The sequence below is a fragment of the bacterium genome (assembly GCA_016703265.1).
Lineage (GTDB): Bacteria > Krumholzibacteriota > Krumholzibacteriia > LZORAL124-64-63 > LZORAL124-64-63 > CAINDZ01.
In genome coordinates this window covers 484,997-503,806 of record JADJCK010000003.1, presented here as the reverse complement: position 1 = coordinate 503,806, position 18,810 = coordinate 484,997, and the positions used below count along the sequence as shown (strand labels likewise).

At 67.9% G+C, this 18,810-nt stretch carries 14 protein-coding genes; 3 read left to right on the top strand and 11 right to left on the bottom strand.

Annotated elements, in window-relative coordinates:
* Window positions 1-17: 17 nt before the first annotated feature.
* The gene (locus tag IPG61_06365; GenBank protein MBK6733702.1) at window positions 18-977 is read left to right on the top strand and encodes a bifunctional metallophosphatase/5'-nucleotidase; all 960 of its coding nucleotides are present in this window, start codon (window positions 18-20) and stop codon (window positions 975-977) included.
* Between the two features lie 12 nt (window positions 978-989).
* Here the strand turns inward: IPG61_06365 and IPG61_06360 are convergent, their stop codons facing one another.
* From IPG61_06360 to IPG61_06325, 8 genes are all read right to left on the bottom strand, one after another.
* Entirely contained in the window at window positions 990-1,382 is a 393-nt protein-coding gene (locus IPG61_06360) for a response regulator (GenBank protein ID MBK6733701.1), read from the bottom strand.
* A gap of 168 nt (window positions 1,383-1,550) precedes the next feature.
* Window positions 1,551-3,500 (bottom strand): response regulator, encoded by a 1,950-nt coding sequence (locus IPG61_06355; GenBank protein ID MBK6733700.1) that lies wholly within the window; start codon window positions 3,498-3,500, stop codon window positions 1,551-1,553.
* Window positions 3,497-5,008, bottom strand: a complete 1,512-nt coding sequence (kaiC, locus tag IPG61_06350) for a circadian clock protein KaiC (protein ID MBK6733699.1) — start codon at window positions 5,006-5,008, stop codon at window positions 3,497-3,499. Before kaiC ends, IPG61_06355 begins: the two co-directional genes overlap by 4 nt.
* Window positions 5,001-5,324, bottom strand: coding sequence for a circadian clock KaiB family protein (locus IPG61_06345; GenBank protein ID MBK6733698.1), 324 nt, complete (start codon window positions 5,322-5,324; stop codon window positions 5,001-5,003). The genes kaiC and IPG61_06345 overlap by 8 nt, the downstream gene beginning before the upstream one ends.
* 2 nt (window positions 5,325-5,326) lie before the next feature.
* Entirely contained in the window at window positions 5,327-6,211 is an 885-nt protein-coding gene (locus IPG61_06340; protein MBK6733697.1) for a response regulator, read from the bottom strand.
* A complete protein-coding gene (locus tag IPG61_06335; protein MBK6733696.1) occupies window positions 6,198-6,665 on the bottom strand; it encodes a response regulator in 468 nt (155 codons plus the stop codon). The genes IPG61_06340 and IPG61_06335 overlap by 14 nt, the downstream gene beginning before the upstream one ends.
* A 4-nt stretch (window positions 6,666-6,669) precedes the next feature.
* Window positions 6,670-7,836, bottom strand: a complete 1,167-nt coding sequence (locus tag IPG61_06330) for a hypothetical protein (GenBank protein MBK6733695.1) — start codon at window positions 7,834-7,836, stop codon at window positions 6,670-6,672.
* A gap of 159 nt (window positions 7,837-7,995) precedes the next feature.
* Entirely contained in the window at window positions 7,996-8,922 is a 927-nt protein-coding gene (locus IPG61_06325; protein ID MBK6733694.1) for a hypothetical protein, read from the bottom strand.
* 255 nt (window positions 8,923-9,177) lie between these two features.
* On the opposite strand from IPG61_06325, the gene IPG61_06320 reads away from it, so the two are divergent.
* Together IPG61_06320 and IPG61_06315 are read left to right on the top strand one after the other, a co-directional pair.
* On the top strand, window positions 9,178-11,535 hold the full coding sequence (locus IPG61_06320) for a hypothetical protein (GenBank protein MBK6733693.1): 2,358 nt from the start codon (window positions 9,178-9,180) through the stop codon (window positions 11,533-11,535).
* 230 nt (window positions 11,536-11,765) lie between these two features.
* Window positions 11,766-13,184: an ATP-binding protein gene (locus IPG61_06315; GenBank protein ID MBK6733692.1), complete on the top strand. Its 1,419-nt coding sequence runs from the start codon at window positions 11,766-11,768 to the stop codon at window positions 13,182-13,184.
* A 101-nt stretch (window positions 13,185-13,285) separates the two neighbouring features.
* Here IPG61_06315 and IPG61_06310 read toward each other — a convergent pair whose 3' ends face one another.
* The 3 genes from IPG61_06310 to IPG61_06300 all read right to left on the bottom strand — a co-directional run bounded on the left by IPG61_06310 (window position 13,286) and on the right by IPG61_06300 (window position 18,675).
* Window positions 13,286-14,329, bottom strand: coding sequence for an ROK family protein (locus tag IPG61_06310; GenBank protein MBK6733691.1), 1,044 nt, complete (start codon window positions 14,327-14,329; stop codon window positions 13,286-13,288).
* Between the two features lie 280 nt (window positions 14,330-14,609).
* Window positions 14,610-15,803, bottom strand: coding sequence for a DUF2029 domain-containing protein (locus IPG61_06305; GenBank protein MBK6733690.1), 1,194 nt, complete (start codon window positions 15,801-15,803; stop codon window positions 14,610-14,612).
* 172 nt (window positions 15,804-15,975) lie between these two features.
* Entirely contained in the window at window positions 15,976-18,675 is a 2,700-nt protein-coding gene (locus IPG61_06300) for an insulinase family protein (protein ID MBK6733689.1), read from the bottom strand.
* Window positions 18,676-18,810 lie beyond the last annotated feature (135 nt).

Here is an 18,810-nt window from a genome sequence, read left to right as displayed (position 1 = left end):
GCAGGGGGATCTCCCGCATGCATTCGAGTCGCTGCCCGCGTCCGATCATCGTCGCGATCGGCATGCTTTGCCTGCTGGCCACGCTGGACAACAGCGCCGGCGCCGCCACGACGGCGGTACCGCAGCCGGTTCGCAATTGGAAGGAACTGGTTCTCGTCTACCTGACCGATGTGAAGGGCGAGATCGAGGAGTGCGGCTGCAAGGGCCATCCGCGCGGCGGGCTGGCGCGGCGGGCGACCGTCCTGGACGGGATCTGGAAGAAGGGCAAGCCCGTGCTCCAGGTCGATGCCGGCGATGTCTTCGGGGCCCCCACCCAGGCCGACCGTGAGCAGACGAAGTTCCTCTGCGCGGAACTGGGGACGCTCGGCCTCGACGCGATCGGGCTCGGCGAACAGGACCTGAACTACGGCCTCGAGTTCCTGCGCGAGATGATTGCGAAACACAAGCTGCCGTTTACCAGCGCCAACGTGCGCGATGCCGCCACGAACGAGCTGATCCTGCCGCCGTATCTGGTGGTCGAACGCAATGGGGTGCGCTACGGCATCGTCAGCGTGCTGGATCCCCGGCAGCGCATCGAGACGCTCACCGGGGGCGGTGCCCGGTTCTCCATTGCCGATCCCCTCGTGACGTTGCGCGAACTGTTGCCCGTGGTGCGGCGCGAGGCCGACTCCGTGATCCTGCTCGCACACCTGGGCGAGAAGGGCACCGAAGACCTGCTCAAGGACCTGCAGGGCGTGGACATCTGCGTGATCGGGCATACCTACCGCAACATCGACACCGAGCAGATACTCGACGACACGGCCATCTTCGCTTCGGCCTTCGAGGGCCGATTCCTCGGCCGGGCGAACCTGTTCGTCGAGGAGGGTGCGGGGCGGGTCATGGCGATCGATGTCGGCATCACCGACCTCGACGACAAGATCGCCGACGATCCCGAGACTGCGGCCCGCGTGGAGGCCTTCAAGAAGAGCCGGAACTGAGGCAGCCGGCCGCTAGACGGCCGCCGACTGCGTCGACCTTTCGATCAGCTCGTCCACGGCCAGCAGCAGTTCATCGACCTGGAACGGCTTGGTGAGGTACTTGTCGACGCCATTCTGCCGGGCGCGCTCGAAGTCGATCTCATTCGTGCGTGCGGTCAGGAAGATGATCGGCAGGAACATGGTGACCGGGTCGCCCTTCAGGCGCTGGGCCACCGTGTGGCCGTCGCCGCCGGGCATGCCGATGTCCAGCACGACCAGGTCGGGCCGTTCGCGGCGCGCCAGGCGCGTGGCCTGGACGCCGTCGCCGGCCGTGTGAACCTCATACCCGCCCGAGCGCAACCGGAGACGCAGGGCCTCGAGCAGTTCAGGGTCGTCATCCACCACGAGAATCCGCGCACGACTCATGACGCGACCTTTCGCCGGACATCGCAGCCAGCCGTGCGTGGCGCGCGCGCGGCGATTGATCCAGTCAGCAAGGCGGGCCTTGCCCGCCGTTCCGGCACTGGATCGGACATCGCGTATCCGACTTTAGGGCGAATACAGCAACCCCGTAGGAAAAACGTGCCGGGCGGCTCAGCAGCCGGGGCGTCGGCCCGACGCTGCGGTCATGCGCTCGATTTCGGCCTCGAGTGCGGCGCCGGCCGCGTCGAGCCAGGCTGATGTCTGGCTGCTGCTGCGCGCAGTCACCACCAGCGGGGCGGCGTCGAAGCGGAAATCCAGTCGGTCGTGACCGGCATCGCCGGCGGTCTCGAGCTGGCGCCGGATGCGGTCGACCAGCACGGCGGCACCGGCGGCGTCAGCCGCGGCGACGACGAAAGCGAGCTCACCCGTCTGGTCGCAGATCAGGCGCGGCAGCAGCAGGTCGCGATCGGGCATGAGGCACTCGCCGATGACCCGGCGCACCGCATCGAGGTAGCGGACCTCGAATCCCTGGAGAACGCCCCCGTTGACCGCGGTCGCCTCGATGCCGATCAGGCACAGACCGTCGATGCCGATGGGCGGCATCGGCAGTCGCGACAGCAGGGTGCGGCAGGAGAACACCGGCACCGTGAAGTGGAAGCTGCTGCCCTGGCCCGGCAGGCTGTCCACCCAGATGCGCCCGCCGTGCTGACTCACGATCTGGCGACAGATGTACAGCCCCAGCCCCAGTCCCTTGCGTCCGATCTCGGGACCCATTTCGCGCTGGTAGAGATGCTCGAAGATGCGCTCCTGCTCCTCGGGCGGAATGCCGCAGCCCGAGTCGCGCACCGAGATGCAGACCTCGTCCGCCAGGAGGGGATCCACCTTCGCGCTGACCGTGATGAACCCGCCGGCCGGCGTGAACTTCACCGCGTTGTTGAGCAGGTTGACCAGCACCTGGCGCAGCCGCCCCGGGTCGGCCAGCAGGTCCGGCAGGTCGTGGGGAAGGTCGACGCGGAACTGCACGGTTTCGCTGCGCTGGCTGGCGCGCACCGAGGTCACGGCCTCGTCGGCCAGGGCCGGCAGGCGGATGCGCAGCGGATCCACGCGCAGCTTGCCACTGTCGCTGCGCTGCGCCTCCAGCAGGTCCTCGATCAGCTTCTCCAGGTGACGGCAGTTGCGCAGCACGGTTTCGAGCGCTGTGGCCTGCTCCGCGGTGACGGCGCCCAGCAGGCCGTCCTTCAGCAGCGCCACCCACTGCTGCGCCACGGTCAGCGGCGTGCGCAACTCGTGCGAAACGTGGGAGAGGAAGTGGTCGCGCACCATCAACTGGCGCAACCGCATGTCGTCCAGCTGCCGCAGCGTTTCCTTGTGGGCGGTGATGTCGCGGAACGTGGCCAGGAAGGCCGGGGCACCCAGCCACTCGACGGGCACCACGCGCATCTCGGCGGTGACGGCGCGCCCGTCCGGACGGTTGAGTTCCAGTTCGCTGCGGCTGCCGTCGACCGGAAGCCCGAGGGGGCTGCCGATCAGGACGGCGCGGCGCCGGTTGAACAGGTCCTCGGCGGCCGGATTCGCGAAGACGACGATGCCGTCGGTGTCGGTGATGATGATGCCGTCGGCCGAACTGGCGATCAGGCGCTGCAGGCGATCCTCGCTTGCCGACAGTTCGCGGGTCTTCAGCGAGTACTCGCGTCGCATGCGGTGCCGCTCGATCGCGTAGCGGATGGAGCGGCTGAGCAGCGAGGCGTCGAGGTGCGACTTGGCCAGGAAGTCCTGGGCGCCCTTCTGCACGGCAGCGAGGCCCGTGGCTTCGTCGTGCAGTCCCGTCAGGATCAGGACGGGCGCGACCGACTGCACGGCCATCACCTGCGGCAGGGCCTCGAGGCCGATGGCGTCGGGCAGGTGGAGGTCGAGCAGGATCACGTCGAACGACGCGTTGCGCAGCAGGTCCAGGCCGCCGGCCAAGGACGTTGCGTCCTGCAGGCGGCAGCGCCCCCGGCCGAGATCGCCGAGGCAGATCTGGGCCAGCACGTCGCGCACGAGGACCCGGTCGTCGGCGTCATCGTCGATGAGAAGGATGTCCAGGTCGTCGTGCCGCCGGCTGCCGTCGAGTGTCTTCATTGGCCGAACAGGTCGTTGAGACGCGCGATCTCGCGCTCGGAGGCGTGGACCGGCACGCCAGCCAGGATTCCCGAGACATTGCGGAACGGCGAGCCGATGTGCATGCCGGCGCTGTCGATGGAGACCTCGCGGATCTCCTTGTCATGCATCGAACCACGCATCTTGAGCACGGTCATGCCGCGCCGCATCACGCCGTACATCTCCACGTAGCGCAGGAGCAGGATCGAGTCGGTGATCGTCGAGATGTGCGCCTCGGTCACCGAGGCGCCGCCGAGCAGCGTCGGCGTCGTGGCCGTGAACAGGCCCGCCATTTCGTGGTGCTTGATGAAGGACGTCAATCCGATCACGAACTCGCGGAAGCCCTTGCTGTTGCCCACGCGCTCCAGGGCCGAAAGGCTGTCGACGGCCACGCGGTTCGGCTTGAACTCGTCGATCTCGGCCTTCATCGACACCAGGTGGTCCTCGAGGCCGGCCACTTCGGGATACCTGCAGATGACGCGGAGACAGCCCGATTTCTCCAGTTCGTGGAAATCGAGGCCCCACCCGCGGGCGTTGCGGAACAGCTGTTCGCGGCTTTCCTCGAAGGCGAACAGCAGGCAGCGCTCGCCGATGGCGGCGCCGCCGTTGATGAACTGCGTCACGGTCAGGGTCTTGCCCGTGCCGGTGGCGCCCGAGACCAGGATCACCGAATCGCGGAAGAAGCCGCCGCCGCACATGTCGTCGAGCACCGGGTTGCCCGAGGTGATCCGCAGGTCGGTCGACTGCTGCTTCAACTCGAGGGCCGACAGGGGCAGCACGATGATGCCGTCGCGCGGATGGATCGTGAACGGATACTCGCCCTTCTGGTGGTCGGTGCCACGGAACTTGAGGATCTCCATGGTGCGACGGCGCTTCTCGTCGTCGAGGATGTTGCGCAGCACGACCACGTTGTCGGTGACGAACTCCTCGATGCCGTAGCGGGCGATGGCGCCGAACTCCTCGATGCGCTCGGCCGTCAGGATGGAGGTGACGCCCAGCTTCTTGAGGGCGGTCGTGATGCGGAGCATCTCGTTGCGCACGATCTTCGACTGGGCGATCTGGGTGAACACGGCCCCCAGCGAGTCCATGACGAGGCGCTCCGCGCCGACCTTCCTGACGGCATTCTCCATCCGCGCCAGCAGCGCACCCAGGTCATATTCGCCGCCGATGACCGTGTCGTCCGTCAGTTGCGGCGAGACGTCGACGAAGGCCCACTTGCCTGCGGCTTCCCAGGCTTCGATGTCCCAGCCGAAGCCCCGCATGTTGCGCCGGATGTCCACCGGCGGCTCCTCGAACGTCACGAAGACACCCGACTGGCCGAACTGCTCGATGCCCGACGCGAGGAACTGGCAGCCGAACACGGTCTTGGCGCTGCCGGCGGTGCCCGACAGGAGCGACGTCCGGTGCAGGGGCAGGCCGCCGTTTGTGATGCTGTCGAAGCCCGGGATACCGGTGAGCAGTTTGGGGAGGCCCAATGCGACGTCAGTCATGGTTCGGTTCCTCGAGGTTGCGGGTGGTTCCGGGAGCGTCGCTGCTGTTGAGCAGCCCGATCGTCTGCCAGACGATCTCGCGCGCTGAGAGGTCGCCGATGATGCGCAGCGACGGCATCGGCAGCAGGCGGATCAGGGTGGGCGTCGCCAGGATGTGGCGTTCCTCGGCCCGATCGGGCTGCTCGAGCACGTCGACGATCGTCAGTTCGTACTCGACCTCCGGAATCTCCGCGAAGTAGGCACGCAGATTCTGGATGGCGGCCTGCGACTGCCGCGTTCGGCCGGTCACGAACAGTTCGAAAACAAGTGTGGGCAAGGTCAGCTGTCCTTTCCCGGGTGGTCGCCGCGCGTCGTGTCCGCTGCGGCGGGGTGGAGGTTGAGCCCGGTGACCTGCCGGCGATACCACGCCATCAGGTATCCCATCAACTCGACCAGCATCAGGCGGCCCTCGTTGCCCATGGCGCGGGCGACGGAGTCAGTGGCCATTGCGGTGTACTCGCGAAGCGCATCCTGGTGGACGCGGATCACGTCCCGGGGCCCGGCGTACATCAGGCCCATGCTTTCCGACATCACCTGCAGGTCCTGCGAGGTGGCCCGTTCGCCGGCGCGCACGGTGTCCGAGAAGCGCCTTTCCAGCAGCTCGCCATAGCGCTGGACCAGTTCCCCGAAAAGCTGCGGCGCCGAATCGGCCAGTTCGACGGCACCGTAGAACTGCGCTGTGACCGAGGTGCGCGAAGGCGCCAGCAAGCGGGCATAGGCGGCCTGCTCCCGTTCGGCGCGCTCGTGCTCGCGCAGGTCCTCGATCTGGCATTGCAGCGACTTGCGCTCCTGCGCGTAGCGCAGGGCACGCACCAGCAGGTTGCGGTCCAGGCCGGCCTTGAGCAGGTAGTCCTCGGCGCCGAGGCCGAGCGCCTCGATCCCGGCGCCGGCGTCGCTGAGCCCGGTAAGCACCACGACCGGCACGCGGCGATGGCGGAGCCCGATCTCGCGCAGGCCCTCGAAGCCCTCGCTGTCGGGCAGCGACAGGTCCAGCAGCACGGCGTCGGGGGAGGCATTGTCCATCTCGACCAGCGCCGCCGCGAGCGTGGTGCGCAGGCAGACGTTGAAACCGGGTCGCTCCTCGGCGGCCAGCAGTCCGGCGACCAGGTGTGCGTCGTCGGCGTCGTCCTCGACGATCAGGATGCGGAATTCACGCGTGTTCACCATGAGGCTCCACAGGGGGCGGCAGTTCGACGATCTCGAACCAGTACTTGTCGAGTGTCCGCACCGTCTCGACGAGGGCGTCGAACGTGACGGGCTTGACGATGAACGAGCTGACGCCCAGGTCGTAGGTGCGCAGGATATCCTCTTCCGCGCGCGACGTCGTCAGCACCACGACCGGGATGCGCCGCAGGCGCGGATCCGCCTTGATCTCGCGCAGCGCTTCGCGCCCATCCAGTCGCGGCATGTTGAGATCCAGGAGGATGAGCCCCGGCAGGCCTTCCTCGCGGGCCGCATGCCGCCCGCGGCGCTGCAGGTACTCGAGCAGTTCCTCGCCGTCGGCCACGGTGCGGATGCGGTTGGCCAGCCGGCTTTCCTTCATGGCCTCCAGCACCATGGTGCGGTCTTCCTCGTCGTCTTCGGCGTACAGGATCGAGATGGGCCGCGCGGTCGGCATGGCTTCAGTCCTTCCCGGCGGGCTGGTGCCGCGGCAGTTCCACGGTGAAGACGGTGCCGCAGTCGGGGCGGCTCGCGACATCGATGGTGCCGCCGTGGCGGTGGGCGATCTTCTCGCAGACGGCCAGGCCCAGCCCGGTTCCCTCGTAGTCCTGGCGCGAATGCAGGCGCTGGAAGATGCGGAACACGCGATCCTTGTACTTCTCGTCGAATCCGATGCCGTTGTCGGCGATGGTCAGGACCACGGTGCCCACGCGCGCCGAGCCGGTGATCGTGACCAGCGGCGGCACCCCGGGCCGGTGGAACTTGAGGCTGTTGCCGACCAGGTTCTGCAGCAGCATGCGGATCTGCGTGGGGTCCGCCTCGAACGGGGGCACCGGCCCGACTTCCACCCGGCCGCCGGTCTCCTGGAGCCGCGACTCGAGGTCGCTGACGACCTCCTGCGCGATCGCGGCAACGTCGATCTCGGCAAAGGCGTGCGCGTGCATGCCGACCCGGGAGTAGGTCAGCAGGTCGTTGATGAGCTGCTGCATGCGGCGCGCCGAATCGAGCATGCGCGTGAGGTTGTCGCGGCTGGCGTCGTCGAGCTTGTCGCCCAGCGCGATGGCCAGGCGGTCGCCGAACGACTGGATCTTGCGCAGCGGCTCCTGCAGGTCGTGCGAGGCGAGATAGGCGAACTGCTCGAGCTCGGTGTTGGAGCGCGAGAGCTCGGCCACGTTCTGTTCCAGCTTGCGTTGCAGCTGCTTGCGCTCGGTGCAGTCCGCCGAGAGCTGGTAGTGCACCAGCCGTCCGTCGGTCCAGGGGATGAGGATGTCGGTGATCTCGTAGTCGCGCCCGGTGCGTTCGTCGTGGCGTTCCCAGTACATGGGCTGGCCAGGCATGGCTGCCAGCACGTTGCCGCGGCAGAAGTCGCAGGGCTCGTCGAATTGATGGAACGCGCGGAAGCAGGCCTGGCCCACCGGGTCCAGCGCCAGCGACTCGCGGTAGCGGCGATTGACGAAGAGGATCTCATGCGTGCCCGGGTCGACAACACTGACGCGCTCGGGATGCGCGTCGAGGATCGCCAGGAAGCGATTGTTCTGCTCGGTGAGATGCGCGATGACACGGTCAGCACCGGCCTTGTCGCTGGCGACCGGCCGGTCGGCTGAACTCCCACTCGAGGAGTGGCTCATCGACGACTTTCTGTGGCGATGGACGGGCGGGGCCCCAGCCCCAAGCGCAACCTGTTAAAGGACGTTACTATGCGCGTGCAAGGAGAGTCAACCTCTCTTGTAGGTTAACTTGTTGTCGATAAAGAAACTGAAACGCAGTAGCAATAAGGGCTCCCGGGTCTACCGCACCACCTCCACCTCACCCATCTTCGCCGTCGCCGACAGCCGCAACACCGGTGCCGGCACCTCGGCCGTGCTCCCCGTCAGCGTCGGCTCCAGGGCACCGTGCCCCTCGACCCGCATCTCTGACGGCACCTTGATGCTGATGCCGCCCATGTTCGCGGTGGCGCGCGCCGTGCAGTCGCCGCGCCAGGCGCCGCGCAGGTCGAAGTCGCCGCCGCCCATGGCGCAGTCGATGTCAAGCGCGCGCGGCGAGGCGTTGCCGACCCGCTTCGCGGCGATGCCGCCCATGCGCGCCTGCAGGCGCAGGCTCTCCATGGGTTCGCGCAGCGGGCTGCTGAACTCGAGTTCGATGCCGCCCTGGTGGAACCGGATGTCGCCCGTGCGCAGCCACAACCCGCCGAGGTCGGCCTCACAGCCGCCGCGGCGTCCCTCAAGCACGAGGTCGATCGGCACCTCGGCCGGCAGGTACACCGTCACCTTGGCGTTGTTGCGCTCGCCGCCGAACAGCTGCTTGAAGAACGAACTGTCACCCACCTGGCGGCAGTCGAGGTGGTACTCCCACGTGGAGTCGGGCAGCACGGTGAAGAGTTCGGTCAGGCGATGCCGCGTCGAGTCGTACTGGGCCCGCGCATGCAGCCCCTCGCCGGGCCCGGCGGGCCGCAGGCGGAATTCGCCCTCGCCCAGCACCAGCCGCACGCGTCCGCCCTGCGTGGTGGTCAGCCGCGCCGCGCGCGCGCTCATCGGTTCGTTCACCGCGCCGACCACCGTGGAAACCGCGTTGTCCGCCAGCGGCAGCTTGTCGTCGCCCCCGTTGAGCGCCTTCCAGGCCAGCGTCGAGATGATCACGCCGCCGATCACGAGCAGCGCGGCGAAACCGGCGCAACCGAGCGCGCAGGACTTGAGGCAGCCTTTGGGTTGCGGCATGGCGGGGAACACTCCGGGTCGGGGGTTGCCGGGGCGAACATGTTTCGGGCACAAGGAACACTATACGCGATGGCGGGCGGAATGGTTGCGGGGAGTGGGTTGGGGAGTTGAGCAGTTGTGAGGTGGCTTGATGGGGGAGTGCTTGCGCCGGCGCAAGGCGGCATTGCCCGGCGGGCTCCCGCGTGCGAAAATGCCTGGTCACGGCCACGCCATGTGGCCGATCCCGGTCCCGGATAGCTGTGTCGAGGTGCTGTCATGAGCCTGCGTGGTGCCCTGCCTGCCGTCGCCATCCTCTTCTGTGGCCTGATTGCGGGAAAAGCCGCCGCCGACCCTCCCTGCGTCGACTACAGCGCCTGGCTGCACGAAGCCGGCTTCCTGGATATGTGGCAGGTCGAAGGCGGTTCCGCCGCACCTCAGCGCCTCGAACTCGAAGGACACCATCTCTACTTCTATGACCGCGACTCCTACGCCGGCGTCATCGACGTCAGCGATCCCAGCCGACCGGTCCTGCTGCCCGGGCGCATGTACCACGACTCTTCGAGCGATGCCTTCGCCCTGGCCGACGGGCATGTCTACATCGCGTTCGACAACGGCGTCGTGATCTTCGACGTCTCCGATCCGGCCGCCCCCCGCCAGGTCGCGTTCCTGCCGACGGCCTCCTGGATCGCTGATATCGTCGTGATCGGTTCGCGCGCCTACGTCTCGCGCGGCGACGACGGCGTCGTCGATGATCCGCTGGATATCGTCGACGTGAGCGACCCTTCCGCGCCGCGCGTGGTGCGCACGCTGGCCGGCATGGCGGCGTATCGCTGCGTCGTCAGCGGAAACCGCCTGTATGCCACCGGTGGCATAGGACTGGTCGTCAAGGATATCACCGACCCCGACCAGCCCACGGTTCTCGGAACCTGGGATCCCCGGACGATCGGCCACTATCCCGTGGCCCTGACGGTTGTCGGGGACACGGTCTACCTGCCGTGCGGGGGCGGCGAACTGCTCATCGTCGACTGGACGGATCCGTCGACGCCCACGGTGCTCTCCACCTGGAACCCCGAGGGGTTCGAGTGCGGGAGCATCGCTGTCAGCGGCTCGCTGGCTCTCGTCGGCGGCGAATCCTACCCCCATGGCATGATGGTCCTGGATGTGTCGGACCCTTCGGCGCCGGTCGCCCTCGGCAGCAAGGTCCCGACGCCGCGGCTGACCGAAGTCGTCATCAGCGACGGATTCGCCTATCTCGGAAGTCGTGCCGAGTCTCTGCGCGTTCTCGATATCTCCCCGACGGAGGTCTTCCCCGGTTACGAGTGGCATGACACAGAGGCCCCGGTCGCCGCGGTGTGCGCCACGGCCGATCCTGACGTAGCCCTCATGCTGGTCGGCAGCGATCTGCGCGCCGTGGACCTCGGCGCCGCCGGCGCGATCACCGCCTCGCTGCCATTGCCGGGCTCGCCGCAGCGCATTGCGGCCGTCGGCAATCGCGCGCTGGTTGCCTGCGGCAGCGGCGGGCTCGTCGCGTTCGACATCACCGATCCGCGGGCGCCGCTGGCCCTCGGCGCCGTGTCCGGCATCCCGGAAGCAGTGGATGTCGTGCCCGGTGGCGGTGGTGTCGTGGCCCTGGCCGAGGGCGGGCCGCTGTGGGTGGTCGATCCGGACGGTGCGCCCGTCCCCTTGGTCATCGGTTCGCTGCCGATCGGGATCCCGGCCTGGCGCGTCGCGGTCGACGGCGATGTCGCCTACCTCGGCGCGAGCGAACAGATCCAGTCCGTCGACCTCTCCGATCCGACGCACCCGGTGTCACGCTGGACGACGGCCGGGCCCTGGACGATGGACCTCGAGCTCGTCGCGCGCGACGGCCTTCTCTACTTCATTCACCCGGCGGCTACGGTCATCTACGCCGACAACGGCGCCGGCGTGGATATGCTTGCCGTGTCCCCATATGGGGGCGGAGGCTGGGCATCCGACGCCGACGTTGTCTACATGGCCGGCACGGACTACGGCTTCGAAGTGCTGGACTTCGTCGATCCCGTGGCTCCTTACTCGGTGGGGCTCGTCACCGCCGCCGAGAGTCTGGACAGGTGGTCGCAGTGCGTGGCCCTGGTCGGCGACCGTGTCGTGGTTGGATACGAACCGAACGGCTTCCTGGTGACGCCGCGCCATTGCCCTGCCACCGTGGGCGTCGAGGTTGCGGCGTTCGCGGCCGCCATCGATGGCGCTTCCGTGCGCCTGCACTGGACGGCGAACGGAGCATCTTCGTCTTTCCGCGTCGTCGCACGCTCGACAGCCGGCGACCGCATCCTGGCCAGCCGCTTCCTGGGCAACGGCCACTTCGAGGCGCGCGACGACGTGACGCCATCGCCCGGCACGGTTGTCTCGTACGTGCTCGAGCGCGAGGACAGCCCCGGCGCCTGGGTCGCGCTGGCGACGACCGGGTTCACGGTGCCGCCTTCTGCCGTCGGCCCGCGCCTGGTCGGCTGTGTCCCCAACCCGTTCAACCCCGGCACGCGCGTGGACTTCACCCTGCCGGCCGCGGCGCACGCGGTGGTCACGGTGCACGACGCCGCCGGCCGCCTGGTGGCCGTGCTGGCCGACCGACGTTTCGAGCCGGGACGCAGTCGCTGACCTGGGACGGCCGGGACACGGCGGGGCGTGCGGCGGCGTCAGGAGTGTATCTGGTGCGGCTGCACGTTGGCGCCGCGTTGGATCAGGGCAAGATGCTGCTTTTGCGGTAGTGCGGGCACTTGCGCCGGCGCAAGTGAATTGAACAAAACATACGCATAAAATAGCCTTGACGAGTCAAAAATATACCCATATTTTGGCCAATACAACCACTTCAGGATTGGGGAAAAATCATGCAACGCCATGCCATGAAAAGGCTTGAGTCTTGGGTTGAAGCGTCGCATCGAAAACCCTTGCTCATCCGGGGTACGCGCCAAGTGGGCAAGTCCACGCTCGTCCGTCTCTTCGCCCAGCGTTCGGGGCGGAAGCTGCACGAAGTCGATCTCGAACGGCACCCGGAACTGGACGCGATCTTTGCGTCGCGGGATACCTCGCGGATCCTGTCGGAGCTGGAATACCTGATCGACAAGGGCCCCATCGACGATCACGCGTCTCTTCTGTTCCTGGACGAGATCCAGGCCGCGCCCTCCGCCATTCCGGCCCTCCGCTCCCTGCACGAGGACCGGCCCGAGCTGCCGATCATCGCCGCCGGTTCGCTGCTTGAGTTCGTCCTCGCGGACCACGCCTTCTCCATGCCCGAGGGTCGCATCGAATACCTGTTCCTGGAGCCCATGGGATTCGAGGAATTCCTCGAGGCGCTCGACGAGACGTCGCTACTGGATCTGCTGCGAACGCACAAGATCGTCGACGACTTCCCGGGGACTGCCCACAAGCGGCTTCTCGGGAGGCTTCGCGACTACATGCTGGTGGGAGGCATGCCGGAAGCCGCCCGTGTCTTCGCCGAGACGGGATCGTTCGCGGACGCGGGCTTCGTCCACGCTTCGATCCTCGAGACCTATCGCGACGACTTCGCCAAGTACGGCACCCGCTCCGAGATCGCCCAACTGCGCCGCGTCTACGGTTTCGTTCCGGGCGCCGTCGGCGACAAGTTCAAGTACTCCCGCGTGGACTCGGATGCCAGAACGCGGGACGTCAAGCGGGCCCTCGAACTGCTGGTCATGGCGCGGGTCGTCCGGCGCGTGACCCACACCGATGCGACAGGCCTCCCTCTCGGGGCAACCCTCAAAGGGTCGGCCTTCAAGACCTACTTCCTGGACGTTGGCCTAGTGAATGCGTCCTGCGGCCTCGACCGCCTGACGCCGGAGCAGGTGGCCGACGCACGCTTCGTCAACGAAGGCGCCATGGCCGAGCAGTTCATCGCCCAGCACCTGCCCCTGCTCGCGCCTGACAACCGCGCCTTCACGCCTACCTACTGGCTGCGGGAAGGCCGCACCAACAACGCCGAAGTCGACTTCGTGCAGCAGTTCGGCTCGGACGTGGCGCCCATCGAGGTGAAGGCCGGCAAGAGCGGATCGCTGAAGTCGCTGCTGGAACTGGTATCGGCGCGGCATTTCGATCGGGCCCTGCGCTTCGACACGAATCCTCCGCAAATGCAGCACGTGTCACACGCGCGTTCACACGGCGACGACGTCATCGAGTTCACGCTGCTGTCATTGCCCCTGTACATGGTCGAGCAGGCCCCCCGACTCTGGCGGGAGCTCGCAAGCGACATTCGGGTTCGACCAGACGGTCGCGACCACGGACCGGCCTGAGATAGACCAGACGGCGGGGCAGGCGGACGGCTGGGCGTGATCCCCGGTGCAGATGAAGCGGAGGCGTGTCGCGCCTGTGCAGCTTGCCCGAGCAGGAACGCTCAAGCCATCGTCCGGCTGCGATACAGCGCCACCAAAGCCGCGCCGATGGCCTGCGAAAGCTCGCCCAGGGTCGCCGGCACGATCTTCAGCGTGTCGCGCTGTTGCGGCCAGAGATAGGGCCGGGCCGCCTGCTCGATGAGATTCAGGTACCGCTCGCGGAATGCCGGCGTCGTGGCCTCGTGGTCCATCAACCCGCCGCCGATGATGAAGATGCCCGGATCCAGGGCCATGGCCAGGTTGGCGACGTGAATGCCCATGACCTTGGCCTGGAAATCGAAGATCTCCAGCGCCAGCGCATCGCCCTCCTGCGCGCGGCTGCGGAGCGAAAGCACCTGGTCCTTGAGGGGGGCAGCCGACCCGGCGAGTTCATGATCCGGGTGGCGCCGGCTGAAGATCGCCAGCAGTTGACCCAGGCCGGAAATGGTGGTGTAGGCCTCGACGCAGCCCCAGTCGCGGCCGCAGCCGCAGGCGAGGGGTTTGCCGGTCAGGCCCAGCAGCTGCAGCGGCACGGGCATGTGGCCGGCTTCCATGCCGGCCAGCGTGTCGCCATCGAGGCAGAGACCGTCGGCGCCGACGAACGCCGCCCCGAGCCCGGAGCCGGGCATGAGCATCGCCACCGAGGCGCGGGTCCTGCCGCGCGCCAGCTGCGCCTCGGCCACGCCGCCGTAGTTGCCGTCATTGCCGACCGACAGCGGGATGTGGCGGCCGATCGGTTCGGCCAGCGCCGCGCTGAAATCCTGGTGCACATCCCAGCCGCAGAAATGCTCGGGGAGGTTGGGCGATTTCCCCCAAACGCCGTAGCGCTCGTAGGGGCCCGGGATCGCCAGTCCCACGCCGTGAACCTGCGCCCACTGCAGGTCGTTCTGCGCGAGGAATTCGCCGATGCCCGCGATCCAGCCGCCGATGACCGCCTCGCGGCCGGCCTCCGCGTTCGTCGGTCGCTGTAGCACGCGGGGGGAGACCGTCTCGCCGTTCTCGGTGACCGCGCAGAATTTGGTGGTGGTGGCGCCGCTGTCGGTGCCGATGAAGATCCTCTCGCTCAAGAACTGCGCCTTCCGTTGCGGACTGCTGCGTCATGGGCATGACCTGCCCCCGATGATCGTACCACGTCTTTCGTCAGGCTACCTGTTCGGCGCACCCGTGACTACGGATTTGCGCCGGCAAGAGTCTGTCGGCGCCGGCAAGAGTCTATCGGCGCCGCCACCATTGCGCCGGCGCAGGTGCCCGCCAGTCCCACTGCCGCATGAGATGGTGCGCGCCACCCTCACGACCTGGCCGGCCACAGCGGCTAAGCGTGACGAGTACATGTCCGCGATCACGCCCTCAGGCGGGCGCGGGGGTGCTGCGAACGTGTCGCAGCAGCAGCGCAAGCACGAGCCAGGCCAGCCCCAGCAGCCAGTAGTCCTTGACCAGCGCGCCGGGCGTGCCGGCCGCGAACGGAGCCCACACCGACAGGGCGAACGGTGCGCGGATCGGCAACGCGAGCAACGCCAGCATCGACATCGACAGCGCCAGGGGCCGCGGACGAATCGAGCGCATGACCACCAGGAAGGACGGCAGCACCAGGATGATGTAAGAATAGCTCTTCATCCGTGGCATGAATGCCGCGTAGATCGCGCAGGCCAGGCAGATCGCCAGGGGGCGATCCGCGATCAGCGTGGGGAGGGCGGGGCCCAGGCGGCGCACGGCCAGGGGCACGCTGAGCGCCACGATCGCCACGTAGCCGAGAAGCGGCACGGCGCCCGGTCCGCCATCGGCAGCGTCCTTGAGGAAGGCCAGCAGCCCGGAGTTGTACCGGCTGCCCAGATCGTTCATCCGGATTGCCTGGCGCACGTATTGGGCAAACTGATCCGGCGCCGCCAGGTGGTTGGCCAGCAGGTAGACCGCCATGGCCGTCGTCGTGACGCCCAGGCACAGCCACTTCCGCTTCTGGTCGAACAGCAGCAGCAAAGGCAGGAACGCCAGGAACGACAGCTTGAAGAGCGAGGCCGCCAGCAGCAGCACGCAGAACGCCCGGGGGCGGTCCCGCAGCAGGCAACCGAAGGCCGTCCACAGCAGGAATTGCTCGACGATCGAGATGTTTCCCGCCTTCAGGTCCCAGGCGAAGGTGGCGCCCAGCGCGAAGCACAGGAAGACGGCGAAAACGGCGAACGGTGCCAGGCGCGTGAAGAGGCGGTGCCACTGGAGCACCAAGACGCCGGCCAGGACCAGCTTGAGCACCAGCCAGACCCGGGCCGCGACCGGATAGTCCAGGGTGCGAAAGACGGAGAACAGGTGCAGCGTCAGCGGCGGGTAGAGGAAGGCCGGCGTCCACCGCTTGTTGGAGACCTGGGAGATGCTGGCGGGGTCGTAGGGGTCCAGGCCGGCGGCCTGGGCCGCCGAGGCGTAGTAGTAAGTGTGGAAGTCCCACTGCAGGTGGAACGGCTCGCGCCAGATGTTGGCGAGGAAGAGCAGCGCGCACGTGCCCATGACGAGCAGCGCCAGGCCGCTCCCGGCCCTTGTGAGCAGGAGTCGCAACGGTCATCCTTCCCGTCGGGTCCAGGAGGCGGCGCCGGCCGTTCGGTCCAGGCGAGTGTACTGTTCCCGGTGCCGGATCGCCAGCGGCGACGCCTTGCGCCGGCGCGAATGCCCGCCCGGCTGCGTCCGGCTCGGCCACCGTACCCCCGCAACCGATGCGATCCGGGCGAACTCAGAATGCGAACAGCCCAAGGTCGTCCTCGAGGATCGCCCCGGTCGCGCTGAACGCGAAGCGGTCCGGCGGAAAGAGGCGCACGGGCTCGAAGCCGGGAGCCTCCGGATCAAGCGCCAGCGCGGCGCCGACGGGATCCGCGGGCACGGGGCCGAATGCCGACACGATTCCCACCCACCCGCTCAACAGCTGCGGGTCGCCCGCCGAACGCAACAGGTCACAGACCAGGCGCAGCCGTGCCCGCGCGATCAGATCCTCGGCGAAGCCCCGCTCGGCCACGTTCACCAGTTCTTCACGCAAGGCCGACAGGACCGCGGGCGCCTGTCCCGGTTGGCAGGTGACCTGGATCTCGGGCAGGCCCCATCCCGAAACCTCGTGGATCCGGCAAGAAACGTGGTAGGTCCAGCCCTCGCGCTGGCGCAGTCGCGCGTCGAGCGCCGTCTCGTATAGTTCCGAAAGCAGCATGAGGGCCAGACCGGGCTGCGCCGCGGCCGGTTCCGGTTTCACGGCGGCGAACGACAAGGTCAGTGTCACATCGCGGTCGTCGGGTGATGGGAAGATGGCGCCGGTGATGGCGTCGGGGCCGGCCGGCGGCGCACCGACCTTCCGCGGCTCGTGGTCGCCTCCGGAGCCGAACGAAGTCTGCAGCACGGCCCGCACTGCATCGGGATGCACGCCGCCATATGCCAGAAGCGTCAGGTCGCCGGAAGGGCGGGTTGCCCGGCGGTGCACCTTCTGGAGATCCTTGTAGACGATGCCGTCCAGTGCCGCAGTCTCGGGCTGCCATTCGCCCACGGCCGGATGGTCAGCACCGATGATCCGCGCCCAGCGCCAGGCGGAGGCGCGCCGCCCGGCGTCCCGGCTGCGGCTGAGCAGGTTGCCGGGACCGAATCTGAGGCTCGCGGTCCAGGCAGAGATGTTGAAGTCGTCGCGCTCGAGCCGGGCCGCCAGCGACGTGGCGATGGAGGCAGCTTCGTCGCGCGGACCGGCGGCGGCGAAGCGGTAAAGCCCGTCGGCCGCCAGGGAGAAGGTGGCGCCGAAGGCCCAGGGCTTCGGCCGGCGTCCCTCGGCTGTTGGCGCCGGGTCGAAGGCGGCCGTGCGGTCGTAGAGATAGCAGATGCCGGGTCGTTTGCCCGGCCGCGCGGCCGCTACCGGTTCGCCGCGTCGCCAGCCGGTCAACTGCCATTCGGTGTCGCCAGGAGCGTGGCGGCAGACGACCGGGATGCCGTTGTCCAGCTTAAGCAACCCCAGAGAGAGAATGTCGGCGTCGCCGCAGGCGCGCAGCACGGGCTCGATCTCGGAAGCGGTCAGATCGCCCAACGGATCGGCGGCGTCGATACCGTGATCAGGCACGACCCGGCCGGCCAGCTGCTGTCGCGCTATCCGTCGCGAATCACTGCCGTGTCCGACTGCGATCGCGGAGTTCTCAACAACAAGATGACGCCCGATGAACGCGCGCAGGTCCGCCAGGCCGATTCCGGCAACCAGTTCCGCGTACTCCAGCGGCGACGGTGTCGCCAGGCCGGCGAGCAGCCCCGTTCCCGCCATCTTCGGTGGCATCACGTTGTCGACTCGCCTGGCCGTGGCGTCAGCCAGCCACTCCTTCATCTCCCCGCTCCGGGACGACGAAGTCAACGCACGTGCCGCCTGGTCGAGGCGCTCCCAGAACCAGCCGAGAGAATTCTGGACATCCCGGTCCGCGTCGAACAGTTCCTCCAGGTAGTCGAACCGGGCCTTCGGCTCGTAGTAGGGTCCCCGCCAGGGGAACGCGACCACGGCCGCCCCCGGGATAAGCGTCAGGTTCGCACCAAGGGTCTCTTCATTCAGGAACGCGACCGCCAGATCGACCAGCGCCAGATCACGCATGGTCGTGATCGGCACCCGCACCGACACATTGACCCGGTAGCCGGTGTAGTCGCGGTCGTCCAGGATGACCAGCCTGGCCGCAGCTGCCGGATACTCGGGCAACGGCGCCGGCGGCGCTCCTGCCGGAATCGCGGCGAAACGCGCGCGCACCAGGTCCAGCGTGGCGACAGGGTCGATCGGGCCGTCGATGACCAGGGCGGCTGCGGCCGGCTGGATGGTACGCGCACAGAACTGCTCCAGGCCTGCGAGGGTAATCCGCCGGATGGACTCGGCCGTGCCGATGGCGGCCCTCCCGTAGGGATGGCCGGGGAAACCGGCCTGGAAAGCGGCGATGTCGGGCGAAGTCTCGCGCCAACCGCGGTAGGCGGCCTCCTCCAGCACCACGCTACGTTCGCGCTCGAAGACCAGGCTGTCGGGGTGGATACCGCGCATGCGTTCGGCTTCGAGTTCCAGAAGCAGGGGCAGGAAGGCCGGCAGGCATTGAGATTCGAAGGTCATGACCGGAGGCGATGTCGAGGCATTCGCATGAAGGGCCAGCAGGGCCTGCCGTCGACACAGCCAATGCCCGCCGGCGTCCTTGTCTCCCTGGAAAAGGAGATGCTCGGCCAGGTGGGCCAATCCGGCCAGGGAATCGGGCTCGGCAGCCGAGCCCGCCGCGTAGAACATTTCGATCGAGACCAGCGGCTCGGCGGGCATGGCCCGCACCAGCACGCGCAGGCCGTTGTCCAGCGTGGCTTCCGCGGTCCGGCCGATCTCGGATCCCGCGGACGGCGACACACAGAAGGTGGTGGCAAACGCAAGCATGACGAGCCGGAAGAGGTCCCGAGCAGACACGATGATCCCTTCGCGTCGGTGACATGACAGCTGGCATGGCGATGGGCGATCGGTCGATGCTAGCACACGACCGCCGGCCGCTCCATTCCCGATGAAGCGCGCCGGGCGGTTGTGGAGGTGTGGCGCTCGTGCCCG

What these genes read in the sequence shown, in the direction of transcription:
- IPG61_06365 (MBK6733702.1), top strand. Translation starts at nt 18, where the DNA reads ATGCATTCGAGTCGCTGCCCGCGTCCGATCATCGTCGCGATCGGCATG.
- IPG61_06360 (MBK6733701.1), bottom strand. Translation starts at nt 1,382, where the DNA reads ATGAGTCGTGCGCGGATTCTCGTGGTGGATGACGACCCTGAACTGCTC.
- IPG61_06355 (MBK6733700.1), bottom strand. Translation starts at nt 3,500, where the DNA reads ATGAAGACACTCGACGGCAGCCGGCGGCACGACGACCTGGACATCCTT.
- kaiC (MBK6733699.1), bottom strand. Translation starts at nt 5,008, where the DNA reads ATGACTGACGTCGCATTGGGCCTCCCCAAACTGCTCACCGGTATCCCG.
- IPG61_06335 (MBK6733696.1), bottom strand. Translation starts at nt 6,665, where the DNA reads ATGCCGACCGCGCGGCCCATCTCGATCCTGTACGCCGAAGACGACGAG.
- IPG61_06330 (MBK6733695.1), bottom strand. Translation starts at nt 7,836, where the DNA reads ATGAGCCACTCCTCGAGTGGGAGTTCAGCCGACCGGCCGGTCGCCAGC.
- IPG61_06325 (MBK6733694.1), bottom strand. Translation starts at nt 8,922, where the DNA reads ATGCCGCAACCCAAAGGCTGCCTCAAGTCCTGCGCGCTCGGTTGCGCC.
- IPG61_06320 (MBK6733693.1), top strand. Translation starts at nt 9,178, where the DNA reads ATGAGCCTGCGTGGTGCCCTGCCTGCCGTCGCCATCCTCTTCTGTGGC.
- IPG61_06315 (MBK6733692.1), top strand. Translation starts at nt 11,766, where the DNA reads ATGCAACGCCATGCCATGAAAAGGCTTGAGTCTTGGGTTGAAGCGTCG.